The organism is Streptomyces sp. JH14 (assembly GCF_029428675.1).
Taxonomy (GTDB): domain Bacteria; phylum Actinomycetota; class Actinomycetes; order Streptomycetales; family Streptomycetaceae; genus Streptomyces.
On sequence record NZ_JAJNEL010000001.1, the window covers coordinates 4,968,952 to 4,983,063 of the forward strand.

11 protein-coding genes and 1 tRNA gene are annotated in these 14,112 nt (G+C 71.5%); 9 read left to right on the plus strand and 3 right to left on the minus strand.

Annotated features, from left to right (window positions below):
• Positions 1 to 56 precede the first annotated feature (56 nt).
• On the minus strand, positions 57 to 1,694 hold the full coding sequence (locus LRD69_RS22615) for a hypothetical protein (protein WP_277328364.1): 1,638 nt from the start codon (positions 1,692 to 1,694) through the stop codon (positions 57 to 59).
• 288 nt (positions 1,695 to 1,982) lie between these two features.
• Here LRD69_RS22615 and glyA point away from each other — a divergent pair, with 288 nt between their 5' ends.
• On the plus strand, positions 1,983 to 3,257 hold the full coding sequence (glyA, locus tag LRD69_RS22620) for a serine hydroxymethyltransferase (RefSeq protein WP_277328365.1): 1,275 nt from the start codon (positions 1,983 to 1,985) through the stop codon (positions 3,255 to 3,257).
• Here glyA and LRD69_RS22625 read toward each other — a convergent pair.
• The gene (locus LRD69_RS22625; RefSeq protein ID WP_277328366.1) at positions 3,227 to 5,341 is read right to left on the minus strand and encodes a SpoIIE family protein phosphatase; all 2,115 of its coding nucleotides are present in this window, start codon (positions 5,339 to 5,341) and stop codon (positions 3,227 to 3,229) included. The genes glyA and LRD69_RS22625 overlap by 31 nt on opposite strands.
• A 362-nt stretch (positions 5,342 to 5,703) precedes the next feature.
• On the opposite strand from LRD69_RS22625, the gene LRD69_RS22630 reads away from it, so the two are divergent.
• From LRD69_RS22630 to LRD69_RS22640, 3 genes are all read left to right on the plus strand, one after another.
• Positions 5,704 to 6,048: a hypothetical protein gene (locus LRD69_RS22630; RefSeq protein ID WP_277328367.1), complete on the plus strand. Its 345-nt coding sequence runs from the start codon at positions 5,704 to 5,706 to the stop codon at positions 6,046 to 6,048.
• A 2-nt stretch (positions 6,049 to 6,050) separates the two neighbouring features.
• Positions 6,051 to 6,380, plus strand: coding sequence for a DUF6233 domain-containing protein (locus LRD69_RS22635; protein WP_277328368.1), 330 nt, complete (start codon positions 6,051 to 6,053; stop codon positions 6,378 to 6,380).
• Between the two features lie 303 nt (positions 6,381 to 6,683).
• Positions 6,684 to 8,168 (plus strand): hypothetical protein, encoded by a 1,485-nt coding sequence (locus LRD69_RS22640; RefSeq protein WP_277328369.1) that lies wholly within the window; start codon positions 6,684 to 6,686, stop codon positions 8,166 to 8,168.
• Positions 8,169 to 8,303: 135 nt separating this feature from the next.
• Here the strand turns inward: LRD69_RS22640 and LRD69_RS22645 are convergent.
• Positions 8,304 to 8,375: transfer RNA gene (locus tag LRD69_RS22645), tRNA-Arg, on the minus strand.
• 206 nt (positions 8,376 to 8,581) lie between these two features.
• On the opposite strand from LRD69_RS22645, the gene LRD69_RS22650 reads away from it, so the two are divergent.
• From LRD69_RS22650 to thrC, 5 genes are all read left to right on the plus strand, one after another.
• A complete protein-coding gene (locus tag LRD69_RS22650; protein WP_277328370.1) occupies positions 8,582 to 9,064 on the plus strand; it encodes a response regulator in 483 nt (160 codons plus the stop codon).
• A 55-nt stretch (positions 9,065 to 9,119) separates the two neighbouring features.
• A complete protein-coding gene (nrtL, locus tag LRD69_RS22655; protein WP_277328371.1) occupies positions 9,120 to 10,184 on the plus strand; it encodes an ArgS-related anticodon-binding protein NrtL in 1,065 nt (354 codons plus the stop codon).
• 26 nt (positions 10,185 to 10,210) lie between these two features.
• Positions 10,211 to 11,602 (plus strand): diaminopimelate decarboxylase, encoded by a 1,392-nt coding sequence (gene lysA, locus LRD69_RS22660; protein ID WP_277328372.1) that lies wholly within the window; start codon positions 10,211 to 10,213, stop codon positions 11,600 to 11,602.
• Positions 11,603 to 11,698: 96 nt separating this feature from the next.
• Complete coding sequence (locus tag LRD69_RS22665) at positions 11,699 to 13,000, plus strand: homoserine dehydrogenase (RefSeq protein ID WP_277328373.1); 1,302 nt, start codon at positions 11,699 to 11,701, stop codon at positions 12,998 to 13,000.
• A 6-nt stretch (positions 13,001 to 13,006) separates the two neighbouring features.
• The gene (gene thrC, locus LRD69_RS22670; RefSeq protein WP_277328374.1) at positions 13,007 to 14,077 is read left to right on the plus strand and encodes a threonine synthase; all 1,071 of its coding nucleotides are present in this window, start codon (positions 13,007 to 13,009) and stop codon (positions 14,075 to 14,077) included.
• Positions 14,078 to 14,112 lie beyond the last annotated feature (35 nt).

The window sequence follows — 14,112 nt, forward strand, 5'->3', positions numbered from 1 at the left end:
TCGGAGGGGCAGTTCGGGCAGAGAAGGGTAGAAACGTACCCGATGGTCCCCCGGGATCACCGGGAGACGAGCGCGGGAAGGAGCACGGGAGCGACGCTCACCGGCTCGGACGCCGACGGCGGGTCGATCCCGTAGGGACTATCGACGACATACGTACAACTCGTGTACGTGTAGCCGGGCTGGATGTGCGACCCCGACGCGTAGCTCTCGACGCCCGTGCCCGTACCCGTGCCGTGCTTGTACAGGAAGTGGTACTCGCCCGCCGGCAGCCGCAGCCGTACCTTCGGATAACTCCCGCCCCCGGCCTTGCAGGCGAGCGCGGACCCGGACGCCTCCGAGGCGAACCGGTTGCAACTGCCGCACGCCTTCAGCGAGACGCGGCCGGTGACCGGCCCGGTGTAGAGGATCTCGACACCGCTCGGGGCGTCGTTGCTGATGACGAGTTCCATCCGCGAACCGCCCGGACTTCCCGCCGGCGGCAGCCGCTCGCCCGCCGCCGGCCGGGCGGCGGCGATCTCCGCGGCGATGGCGATGTCCCGGGCCCGCGCCCTGCGGCTGTCCTTGCCGTACGTGGCGGCGAACTCCGTCAGCGTCCTGCGCGCCTCGGCGAACTGCCGGGACCGGAACTGGTCCACCCCGCACGCGTACATTCCGTTCTCGATCCCGCGGTCGGCCTCGCGGGCCCGCGAGGACACCGACGTCACCGGCATCGCCGCGACGGTCGTCCGGAGCTCGCGCAGTGACTCGGTGGCTGCGCACGGACTCCCCTTGCCCACCGCCGCGACCTGCTCGGAGATCGTCCTGGAGACCGCAGGGCCCACCTTCCCGGCCTGCGCCGAACGGGGGAACGTGCGCAGCAGCTCGGCCAGTTCGCCGCCCGACGGCTCCACGGCCGGTCCGCCCAGCCTCGACACCCCGCACGCGTACAGCGATTCGGCCAGCGGCCCGTCGGGCCAGTCGGCGAGGTCGCCCAGCAGCTTCGGGTCGACCGACTCGGGCACGGTCCGCAGATACGTCAGCGGTGCGACGGCCTCGCAGCTTCTGCCCTGACGGTAGGGAGTGGCGACCGCCTCGTAGTACGCGTGCAGCCGCGCCGGTACGAGCCTGCCCGCCCGCGAGCCCGGATGGTCCTCACCGAGGTCCCGGTAGACCGCCAGGGCGGAACGGTAGTCGGCCCGCGCGGCGTCGAAGGTCCGGCCGGAGGCGGCCCGCACGGTCCGGTCGCCCTCACCCAGCCGGTCGAGCAGCATCCGCTCGACGGCCTCGTCCTGTGCGGAGCCGTAGAGGACCACGCCGCCCGCCGGCACCGCCAGCAGCAGCAGCCCGGCCCCGGCCGCCACCACCGGCCGCCACGATCCGCCGACGGCGGTGCGCCGCGCGATCCGTGCCCCGTCCACGGCGGCCGCCGCCAGCACGACCGCGTACGCGACGACCGGACCCGCGGGCGGGCCATCCGGATCGGCGGGCAGCGCCACGAGCAGCAGCGCCCCCGTCGCCGCCCAGCAGAGAACGGCTCTGAACCACCGTCGCATCAGGGCATAGCCGAGCCCGAGGCCGCTGAGATTGAGCAGCCCGGCCGCCACGCCGCGCAGCGCCGCCCCCGGAGGCGGCGGTCCGGCGGTGGGCGGGTGGGAAGGCGGTGGCGGTACCGGAGGGGAGGCATCCGGTCCGAACGGTCGATCGTCCCAACTCATCCCGGCCCCCCAACCGTTGGGCGCGGCACCGCTCACCCCGCCCGGCACCACCACCGTCCTCGCCACCGGAAAGGGTGTCAATCGAGCCTGATATGTCGCGGTTCCGGCATCCATCAGTAGACTCGGAGGCGCTGCGACTGGCGCGCATCCCGGCAGGGGTGCTCCGTGGAACCGACCACGAGGAAGCGGCACACTCCGGGCGTGCCCGGAGGCGTCACCACCGGAGAGCCGTCCGCCTGGGCATCCGGGTCCATGCCGCAGCAATGCGCCCAGACCCGGGAGGATCCCGTGACGACACCCGAAAACCGCCGCCCCGCGCTCGCCGCCACCGACCCGGAGCTCGCCGCCCTCGTCACCGCGGAGGAGCAGCTCCAGGCCGACACCCTGCGCCTGATCCCCAGTGAGAACTACGTCTCCGCGGCCGTGCTGGAGGCATCCGGCACGGTGCTTCAGAACAAGTACTCCGAGGGCTACCCCGGCAAGCGGTACTACGAGGGCCAGCAGGTCATCGACCAGGTGGAGACGGTGGCCGTCGAACGGGCCACGTCCCTCTTCCACATGGACCACGCCAATGTGCAGCCGTACTCCGGCTCGCCCGCCAACCTCGCCGTGTACCTGGCGTTCCTCGAGCCGGGCGACACCGTGCTCGGCATGTCGCTGCCGATGGGCGGTCACCTCACGCACGGCTGGGGCGTCTCCGCGACCGGCACCTGGTTCCGCGGGGTGCAGTACGGCGTCCGGCGTGACACCGGCCGGATCGACCTGGACGAGGTCCGTGACCTGGCCCGAGCCGAGCGTCCCAAGATGATCTTCTGCGGCGGCACCGCCGTGCCCCGGACGATCGACTTCGCCGCCTTCGCCGAGATCGCCCACGAGGTCGGCGCGGTCCTGGTCGCCGACATCGCCCACATCGCCGGCCTGATCGCGGGCGGCGCCCACCCCTCACCCGCCCCGTACGCCGACGTCGTCTCCACCACCACGCACAAGACCCTGCGGGGCCCGCGCGGCGCGATGCTGCTGAGCCGGGCGGAACACGCCCGCGCCATCGACCGCGCCGTCTTCCCCGGCCTCCAGGGCGGCCCGCACAACCAGACGACGGCGGCGATTGCGGTGGCTCTCAAGGAAGCCGCGACCGCCGACTTCAGCGCCTATGCCCACCAGGTGGTCTCCAACGCCCGCGCCCTCGGCGAGGAGCTGGCGTCCCGGGGGTTCGACCTGGTCTCCGGCGGCACGGACAACCACCTCCTGCTGATCGACCTCACCGGCAAGGACGTGCCGGGCAAGATCGCGGCGAAGGCCCTGGACCGGGCCGGGATCGTCGTCAACTACAACACCGTTCCGTACGACCCCCGCAAGCCCTTCGACCCGTCCGGCATCCGCATCGGCACCCCGGCCCTCACCTCGCGCGGGATCCCCGTCCAGGAGATGGGCACGGTCGCGGAGTGGATCGACCGGGTGGTGGAGGCGGCGCGCACGGGCGACGAAGCCGCCGTCGAGAAGGTGCGCGCCGAGGTGAAGAACCTGATGGACGCCTACCCGGCACCGGGACTGCCGGTCGGCTGACCGGCCCCGGGCGCCGCATCCGCGGGCAGCCGGGCGATGAGCAGGGCCACGTCATCGGGATCACCGGGGCGGCGCAGTGCCCGCAGGAGCAGGTCGCAGGTCTCCTCCAGGTCGCGGTGGGCGCCGGCGAGCAGGGACAGCAGGAGATCGAGCCGGTCGTCGATGGCCTGGTCGCGGGTTTCGACCAGGCCATCGGTGTACAGGACCAGCTGATCACCGGGATCCAGATCGATGCACGTGGTGTGGAAGGGGACGCCGCCCACTCCGAGGGGGGCGCCGGTGGGCAGATCGAGCAGCTCGGGGGCGTGACCCGGCCGCATGAGGACCGGTGGCAGGTGGCCGGCCAGCGAGATGCGGCACAGCGAGCTGTGGGGATCGAAGACCGCGTAGACGCAGGTGGCGATGGTGTGTTCCACATCGGCGGTTGCCCGGTCGAGATAGTGCAGGACATCGGCCGGATCGAGGTCGAGCTGCGTCAGGGTGCGGGTGGCGGTGCGCAACTGGCCCATGGTGGCGGCGGCGTCGATGCCGCTGCCCATGACATCGCCGATGACCAGGGCGGTCTTGTCATCGGTCAGGGCGATGACGTCGAACCAGTCGCCGCCGATCTCGCTGGTGGCGCCGGCGGGCTGGTAGCGCTGGGCGATCTCCAGGCCCAGCCGGTCGGCCGGCCGTTGCGGAAGCATGCTGCGCTGGAGGGTCAGGGCGGCGTGCCGCTGGCTCTGGAACAGGCGCGCGTTGTCGATGGACACCGCCGCGCGGGCAGCCAGCTCCCCGGCCAGGACGGTGTCGTCCTCGTCGAAGGGCGCCGGGTTGCGGGCACGCATCAGGCCGACGGCCCCGATCACCTCGCCGCGGGCGATCAGCGGAACCGCCAGATACGAGTGCACCCCGGCCGTGTCCAGGAGCGCCGCGGCCTCGTGGTCCCGGGCGACGCGGCGCAGATCGTGGCCGGTCACCTTCGCCCTGAGAACGGGACGGCGGGTGAGCACGGTCTGAGTGATCAACCGGTCGGCGTCGTACTGGGCCATGTCGCCGGGGGGATCGACGGCCCGCGTCGCCTCGGTCGGGTAGGCCGATGCCACCGCCAGCGCCCTGAACCGCGCCGGGCCGAAGGTGTCCGCGCTGGTGCGGTGGCCGAGTACGACGCAGTCGAGGAGATCCACCGTGGCCAGGTCGGCGACCTCCGGTACACACACCTCGGCCAGCTCGCGGGCGGTCTGTTCCAGGTCGAGGGTGGTGCCCATCCGCACGGAGGCGTCGGCGATCAGAGCCAGCCTGCGCCGGGCCCGGGCGGCGTCGGCGGCCGCCCGGTGCTGCTCGGTGACGTCCACCACCGAGGTGGCGAGCCCCAGCACCCGCCCGCCGGGATCCTCCAGCCGGTAGAACGACACCGACCAGGCGTGGTCGATGCCGGGGTCGCCCAGACTGCGGCCGGCCACGAACCGGTCCAGCAGCGGTACACCGGTGGACAGGACCTCGCGCATGTCCGACTCGATGGAAGCCTCGTTCAGGAAGGGCAGCGCCGTGCTGGCGGGGCGCCCCGCCAGCACGGCCGGCGGCAGGCCGTCGATGCGCGCAAGCACCGGGTTGACCAGCACGAACCGCAGTTCGGTGTCCATGACGCCCAGACCGAACGGGGACTGCGAGACCAGCCGCATGGAGAGCGACAGGTTCTGCTCCACGCGGTTCAGCGTGCCCTCGTCGGTGGCGATGCCCAGCGCGTAGAGGCTCCCTTGTTCGTCCTGCAGCCGCGTGTTGCGGAATTCCACCAGCCGGGTGGTGCCGTCCTTGTGCCGGATCGGGAAACTCCCCGCCCAGGGCTGCCCGCTCTCCAGCACCCTGGCGAACAGCTCGATCACCGTCTCCAGATCCTGCTCGCTCACCAGCAGCCGTGCCGCGTACTCCCCCAGCGCCTCCTCGGCCGAGTAGCCGAACAGGTCGTCGGCCTGCGGGCTCCAGAACACGATCCGTCCGCGGTCGTCCAGCACCACCGCGGCAAGGCTCAACACATCCAGCAGACCCCCGGGCGCCGACACACCCGCCTGGCGGAGCCCGGCCCGGAACGCGTCGGCCGTACTCATCCCCGGCACTCCTTCCGCTCACCTGCACGGCAGCCTCGTGCCGGCCCGGCCCGGCCGCGCCCTGCCTCTCCCACCTCGCTGCGGCCTCCTCCATCGTCTCTCCGAACCGGATACCCAGCACTCCATCGACGGGACGCAGTCGTGGAGGCGATCAGGCGTGGTCCGGCGGGGGAGTGCGTACAACCTCAGCGGGACGGGACCAGGATGCTCTGCAGGGGTGCATGATGCACACCCCCGTACAGCCTCTCGGCTGATCGGAGGTTCTGCACGGCACCCGATTCTCCGGTGCCCCTCCAGGTTTCGCACCTGCGCACGCGGCGCGCCGCTCGCATCTCAAAATCGAACACGCGTACCATTCGCGTGTGCCCACGTACGACTTCCCCGAGGACCTGCGCGACGCCCAGCTCGCGCTGCACCGGACCCGCGCCGCATACGAGCAGTACGCCGCCGGTCTGCCGTGGTCGGCCGAGCCGATGCCGGGCTGGGAGGGCGAGAAGCAGTCGCACACCAGCTTCCGCTCCGGCAAGGCCGACAGCCCCGGGTACACGGCGGAGCAGGCCGCGGACGTGGCCCGCTATCAGGCGGAGCTGCTCCGGCTGAGCACCCAGGTGGCCACCCACCCGTACTGGGCGACGCTCGACCACGGTGTAGTGGACGCCCGGATGGCTCTCAAGCACGCCCACGAGACCGCGGACGAGGCGGTGTAGCCGTGCCCGATCCGGGGTCGATATCCCGCCTCGACAAGCTCCGGGCTCTTGAGGAGTGGCTGGACTGGCAGCTGCGCCAGACCCGGAACCGGGTCCGCGAGCTCGAGGTCCAGGAGCGGCAGGAGCAGCAGCGCCGCGAGCGGGCGAGGGCCGAGCTGTCGTGGAAGCTCCAGCCCCAACGGTCCGGCGGTCCTGCGCTGCTGCACCGCGGTGGCTGCGCGGCGTACACCGCGCAGATGGGGTTCATCAACCGCGAGGAGGCGATCATCGCGATGAACGAGCCGGACATCGAGCCGTGCCCGGTCTGCACTCCGCAGACGGGCCTGGGGTAGGGCCGTACGGACCGCTCCGGATGCCTGCGCCCGGTGCCGCTGAACTCCCGCGCCGACAACGGGGGCGCACGGGGAGTCACACGCGGTTGCCCGGGACGGGAGGGGGGTGGGTGTGGTTTTCGAGCCCGTTGGGCCGAAGGGGTGACCCCGTTCGCACCTCCGCGTGACGTTGTGGTGATGCGGACAACTCGTGCGATAACGGGCAGTTGGACGTGTCGCGGTGGATCCGCCACCGCGTCGGAGCGCCTGCACGCCGACGCCCGGTTGCGCTTCGTCACCCACCCCGGAGAGGTCTCGGCCCCCATGCCCAGAACGATCGATCAGGTGACCACGGCACTGCGCGGGGCCTGGCGGCACGGCACGCTGTGGCCATGGTGCCTGGCGGCCGTCGCGACGGTCTGCGGCTACGCCGTGGCCACCGTCTTCCACCCCGGATACTTCAGCAGGGACAGCAAATACCAGCTGCTGCAGGCGCTCGGGGAGCAGCCGGTGAGCGACTGGCATCCGCCGGTGCTGGCACTGGTGTGGCGGATCCTCATCCAGACCACGGGAGCCGTCTCGGCCATGGCCGCCCTGCAGACCGCCGTGCTGTGGGGGTCGCTGTGGGTGCTCGCCCGCCTGGTCTGGAAGAAGACCGGCAGCCGCGGCCTCTCCCTGGCGATGCTGGCCGTCGGCCTCGCGCCCCACATCATGAACTTCACGGGGGTGGTGTGGAAGGACGTGCACCTGGCGTACGCACTCCTCGCGGCCTGCGCGGTCGCGCTCACCGCACGTGAGCTGCCGGAGGGCCGGACCAGGCCCCGCTGGGCCCTGCTGGTGCTCGGCGTGCTCTTCATCGTGTACGCCGGCATGGTCCGTAAGAACGGATTCCCCGCCGTGCTCCCGGTCTTCGCCCTGCTGGTCCTCGCGATGTGGCCGGCCCCGGGCCGGCGCCGCTGGCTGGCCGCCATCGGTGTTTTCGCCGCGGTCACGGTCGCCGGCAGCGTCGGTGTGTCCGCGGCCACTCATCCGCTGGCCACCCGCGTGTACGCGGTGATCCCGGTGGACGACCTCGTCCATGTGCTCACCCCGGCCCAGGTGCGCACCGCCGCCGAACAGGCCGGCGGGAGCGCGGACTTCCGCGACCGTATGGTCACCGCCGCCCTCGACTGCCGGAAGCGGAACATCCCGTCCGACGCGTACCTGCAGTGCTTTCCCTACGACCGGCCGTTCGACGCGACGGAGCTGAGCCGGCACGCCGACGTGCTGGTCCGGATGTGGACGCAGCAGATGCCGAAGCACTGGAAGGGCTATGCCGAGTACCGGGTCCGGGTCTTCAGCAAGCTGCTCTTCCAGGACAACCAGTTCTTCCAGAACGGCACCTATCCCGAGCCCGGCGGCCGCCTGCACGAGATCGCGGCGGCGAATCCCGTCAACGAGTCGCTGAGGTCCGCCCTGCAGAACTATGTGACCGGTTCCGTCCGCGACCTGCCGATGCTCTTCCAGGGCTGGTTCTGGCTGGCCGTCTCCCTGGCGCTCGTGCTGCGCCGCCGGCCGGGCCCCTACAGCAGAGAGCTGCGGCTCATCGGGGCCAGCTCGCTCGTGTACATCCTCGCCTACCTGCCCACGGCGCCCGAGTCCAACTTCCGCTACGTGTACTGGCCGGCGCTCTCCGGGACCGTCGCACTCCTGCTCGTCGCGAGCGCGTACGTGGCGCGGCGCCGCGCGGCGGCCGAGGGCAGTGCCGAGGAGACCGACGCCCTGCCTGCCGTACCGTCGCCCGCCCGGGCGGGTCTCAGCCGTACGTGAGATGCGCCCGCTCGCCACTCACTCGTGACCAGTGACGCACAACGACAAAGGGTCGGACCCAGTGAGACTGGGTCCGACCCTTTGTACTTGGCACTTTGCCTGGTCAGCGGCTTGATCACGCTGTCCGGACTGCGGTGCCCCCGGCAGGATTCGAACCTGCGCACCCGGCTCCGGAGGCCGATGCTCTATCCCCTGAGCTACGGGGGCGTATCGCTGTACTGCTCGGCGACAGGTGAAACACTACCAGCTTCCGAAGGGTGTCCGTGAACAGGTATTTCCACGCGGTCACCATCCGCGTCCTCCCGTTCGCCGCGCCCCGGCTCCGGCAGTCTTTGCGGCGTCGGCCCGCCTGCGCGGGAGCGTCGCCGTACCTGCAGCGGAGCCCCCCGACCGGCACCCGTCCGAGGCCGGAAATGGGCAAAACCCGGACGCAGCCCCTACGCCCCGCCTACCCTCGGAGTGTGTCAGGGGCGTGTGGCCGCGTGCTTGTTGTCGACGACAACAAGGTCATCCGGCAGTTGATCAGGGTCAATCTCGAGCTGGAGGGCTTCGAGGTCGTGACCGCGGCCGATGGTGTCGAGTGCCTGGATCTGGTGCATCGGGTCTGCCCCGATGTGATCACTCTCGATGTCGTCATGCCCCGGCTCGACGGCCTGCAGACCGCCACCCGGCTCCGGTCCGACCCGCGGACCAGACATCTGCCCGTCGCGATCGTCAGCGCCTGTACGCAGTACGAGGTGGACAACGGTGTCGCAGCGGGGGTCGACGCGTTCCTGGCGAAGCCTTTCGAGCCGAGCGAACTGGTGCGGCTCGTACGGCAGCTGGCGAACCAGGAGGAGCCGACGCCGCTCGACGGCAGACACGGTGCCGGAAGGGCCGAGAGCGCCGCGGGCTGACCGCATGGCGAAACCGGGTCGCGGAACGCCCCCCTTTCTCCTCTAGGCTTGTCCCGTGACCCCCGCCGATCTCTCCAGGACCGTGCTGCACGCTGTGCGCCGCGCGGTCGACGAGGACGCCTTGCGCGCGCCCGTGCCCGCGCGCGTGCGGGTGGAGCGGACACGGCCCGGCGGCAGCGGGGACTACGCCTGCGCCGTCGCTCTCCAGCTGGCCGGGGCCGCCGCGCGGCCGGCCCGGGAAGTGGCCGCGATCCTGCGGGACCGGGTGGCCGGTGTGCCGGGGATCGGGCGGGTCGAGGTCACCGGACCGGGGTTCCTGAACTTCACGCTCGACGCGACGGCCGACGCCCGCGTGCGGGAAGCGCTCATCCATGACGTACGGGAGCGTGGGGCCCGTTACGGGCACGCAGACGCGCTCGCCGGGCACCGCCTGCACTTGCGCCACGCCCGCGAGGCCCGGGCCGCGGTCACCGCCCACGCGCTGGGAGCGATCGCGCGCTCCCAGGGCGCGTTGGCGCGCACCGGCTGCGACGGGACGCCCGACCCCGACTGGGCGCGGCTCGGTGTGAGCGCCGACGCCGCAGGGGAGCCGGACGGGACCCTCACCGTCGTCCGGCCGGTACCGGCCGGTGCCGGAGCCGCCGACCTGCTGGAGCGGCTCGGACCGGATGCCGCCCGGTGGGGACTGCTGCGCCCGGCCGGGCACGACCGGGCCACGCTCGGCGACGAGTTGCTGGTGCAGACGGTCGCCAATCCGCTGTTCCTGGTCCGCTACGCCCACTCCCGGATCCGCGCCCTCACCCGTGGCGCCGCGCTCCTGGGTTTCGAGGGCTCGTACGACGAGGACGTCGACGCACCCGCACTGATGCGCGCGCTGGCCGACTACCCCGACGCCCTCGCCGCCGCTGCCCGCCACCGCGCGCCCGACCGGCTCGCCCGGCAGCTCGAGGACCTCGCGCACGCCTTCTTCGACTTCCAGGACTGCGCATCCCCGCTGCCCGTCGGCGACGAGAAACCCCTGGCCGCCCACCGCTCCCGGCTGGCCGTCGCCGAGGCCGCCGGGACGGTGCTGGCCGGCGGCCTGTCCCTGCTCGGTATCCGCGCACCCGAACACCTCTGAGAGATCCGAGAGAGCAGAGCAACACCATGAGCCGATCCGCACACCCCGCCGGTCCCCGTCACGCCGACGTCCTGACCGAGGGGCACTACGCAGCCCCGCCCGCCGACCTCAACGCCCTCGACGAGAAGGTCTGGGCCCGCACCGTCTCCCGTGGCGACGACGGCGCCGTCACCGTCGGCGGGATCGAAGTGACCCGGCTGGCCGAGGAATTCGGCACGCCCGCCTACTTCCTCGACGAGAGCGACTTCCGCGCCCGCTGCCGCGCCTGGGCCGACGCGTTCGGAGCGGACGCCGATGTCTTCTACGCCGGCAAGGCGTTCCTGTCGCGCGCCGTCGTGCGCTGGCTCAAGGAGGAGGGGCTCAACCTCGACGTCTGCTCCGGCGGCGAGCTGACCACCGCGCTGGACGCCGGAATGCCCGCCGAGCGCATCGCCTTCCACGGCAACAACAAGACGGTCGCCGAGATCGAGCGGGCCGTCCGGGCCGGTGTCGGGCGGATCGTCCTCGACTCGTTCCAGGAGATCGTCCGCGTCTCGCACATCGCGCAGCAGCTCGGCAGGCGCCAGCGCGTACAGATCCGGGTGACGGTCGGTGTCGAGGCGCACACCCACGAGTTCATCGCCACCGCCCACGAGGACCAGAAGTTCGGTATCGCGCTGGCCGGGGGACAGGCCGCCGAGGCGGTCCGCCGGGCGCTCACCCTCGACGGCCTCGAACTCGTCGGCATCCACTCGCACATCGGCTCGCAGATCTTCGACATGGCCGGTTTCGAGGTATCCGCCCGGCGCGTGGTGCAGCTGCTCACCGAGGTGCGCGACGAGCACGGTGTCGAGCTGCCGGAGATCGACCTCGGCGGGGGCCTGGGCATCGCGTACACCTCCGACGACGACCCGCGCGAGCCGCACGAGATCGCCAAGGCGCTGGGCGACATCGTCAGCCGCGAGTGCGAGGCGGCCGGCCTCGCGACTCCGCGGATCTCGGTCGAGCCCGGGCGCGCCATCGTGGGCCCCACCGCGTTCACGCTGTACGAGGTCGGCACCGTCAAGCACCTCGAAGGGCTGCGTACGTACGTCAGCGTCGACGGCGGCATGTCGGACAACATCCGCACCGCGCTGTACGACGCCGAGTACTCCGTCGCGCTGGTCTCGCGTCGCTCGGATGCCGAGCCGATGCTCGTACGTGTCGTCGGCAAGCACTGCGAGAGCGGGGACATCGTGGTCAAGGACGCGTTCCTGCCGTCCGACCTCGCGCCCGGCGATCTGATCGCGGTACCCGCCACCGGCGCCTACTGCCGCTCGATGGCGAGCAACTACAACCACGCGCTGCGCCCGCCCGTCGTCGCCGTGCGCGACGGCGAGGCGCGGGTCATCGTCCGGCGCGAGACGGAGGAAGATCTCCTGCGTCTCGATGTCGGTTGATGAAATAGATGTCTCAGGATCCGGACGCGTAGCAGAAACTCCCGTCCGGTGAGTGAGACTGGTCCACACATGAGCATGCATGAGAAACGAGGTCGGATGATGCGTACGCGTCCGCTGAAGGTGGCGCTGCTGGGCTGTGGTGTGGTCGGCTCAGAGGTGGCGCGCATCATGACGACGCACGCCGACGACCTCGCCGCGCGCATCGGCGCGCCGGTGGAGCTCGCCGGCGTCGCCGTCCGCCGGCTCTCCAAGGTGCGCGAGGGCATCGACCCCGCGCTGATCACCACCGATGCGACCGCCCTGGTCAAACGGGGCGACATCGACGTCGTCATCGAGGTCATCGGCGGCATCGAGCCGGCCCGCACGCTCATCACCACCGCCTTCGAGCACGGCGCGAGCGTCGTCTCCGCCAACAAGGCGCTGCTCGCTGAGGACGGCGCCGCCCTGCACGCCGCCGCCGAGCAGTACGGCCGGGACCTCTACTACGAGGCGGCCGTCGCCGGTGCCATCCCGCTGGTACGGCCGCTGCGCGAGTCCCTCGCCGGCGACAAGGTCAACCGGGTGCTGGGCATCGTCAACGGCACGACGAACTTCATCCTCGACAAGATGGACACCAGCGGTGCCGGTTACTCAGAGGCGCTCGACGAGGCCACGGCCCTCGGGTACGCCGAGGCCGACCCGACCGCCGACGTCGAGGGCTTCGACGCCGCCGCCAAGGCCGCGATCCTCGCCGGCATCGCCTTCCACACCCGGGTGAAGATCGGCGAGGTGCACCGCGAGGGCATCACCGAGGTCACCGCCGCCGACATCGCCTCGGCCCGCCGCATGGGCTGCACCGTCAAGCTCCTCGCCATCTGCGAGCGCGCCGCCGACGGCCAGTCCGTCACCGCACGCGTGCACCCGGCGATGATCCCGCTCAGCCACCCGCTGGCCTCCGTCCGCGAGGCGTACAACGCGGTCTTCGTCGAGGCGGAGGCCGCCGGGCAGCTGATGTTCTACGGCCCCGGCGCGGGTGGTTCGCCGACCGCCTCCGCGGTCCTCGGCGACCTGGTCGCGGTCTGCCGCAACAAGCTCGGCGAGGCCACCGGCCCCGGCGAGTCCGCGTACACGCGGCTGCCGGTCAGCCCCATGGGCGAGGTCGTCACGCGGTACCACATCAGTCTCGACGTGGCCGACAAGCCTGGCGTACTCGCCCAGGTGGCAACGGTCTTCGCCGGACAGGGCGTATCCATCGATACGGTCCGCCAGCAAGGCCGCCAGGACGGAGGCGGCGAGGCTTCTCTCGTCGTCGTCACCCACCGCGCGCCCGACGCCGCCCTCTCGGCGACCGTCGAGGCGCTGCGCAAGCTCGACACCGTGCGCGGTGTCGCCAGCATCATGCGTGTTGAAGGGGAGTAAGGACCCATGACCAGCAAGGGCACCCACCAGTGGCGCGGCATCATCGAGGAGTACCGGGACCGTCTTCCGGTCACGAGCACGACGCCGGTCGTCACGCTTCGTGAGGGCGGTACGCCGCTCGTCCCCGCTCAGGTCCTCTCCGAGCGCACGGGCTGCGAGGTGCACCTCAAGGTGGAGGGCGCCAACCCCACCGGGTCCTTCAAGGACCGCGGCATGACGATGGCGATCACCCGGGCCAAGGAGGAGGGCGCGCAGGCCGTCATCTGCGCCTCCACCGGCAACACCTCCGCCTCCGCCGCCGCGTACGCGGTGCGGGCCGGCATGGTCTGCGCCGTCCTCGTGCCGCAGGGCAAGATCGCACTCGGCAAGATGGGCCAGGCGCTCGTCCACGGCGCCAGGATCCTGCAGGTCGACGGCAACTTCGACGACTGCCTGACGCTCGCTCGCTCGCTCTCGGACAACTACCCGGTGGCGCTGGTCAATTCGGTCAATCCGGTCCGTATCGAGGGCCAGAAGACCGCGGCGTTCGAGATCGTCGACGCGCTCGGCGACGCGCCCGACATCCATGTCCTCCCGGTCGGCAACGCGGGCAACATCACCGCGTACTGGAAGGGCTACACGGAGTACGCGGCGGACGCCATGTCCACGCACACGCCGCGCATGTGGGGCTTCCAGGCATCCGGTTCCGCGCCCATCGTCCGCGGTGAGATCGTCAAGGATCCGTCGACCATCGCCACCGCGATCCGGATCGGCAACCCGGCCTCCTGGCAGTACGCGCTGGCCGCCCGCGACGAGTCGGGTGGCTTCATCGACGAGGTCACGGACCGTCAGATCCTGGCCGCCTACCGCCTGTTGGCCTCTCAGGAGGGCGTCTTCGTCGAGCCCGCCTCGGCCGCGTCGGTGGCCGGTCTGCTCAAGGCCGCCGAAGAGGGCAAGGTCGACCGCGGCCAGAAGATCGTCTGCACGGTCACCGGCAACGGCCTCAAGGACCCCGACTGGGCTGTCGCGGGCGCCCCGCAGCCGGTCACCGTACCGGTCGACGCGGCCGCCGCCGCGGAGAAGCTGGGCCTCGCGTAAAAAACCGACATCGGCAGCTCAACCGCCCTTTTCCG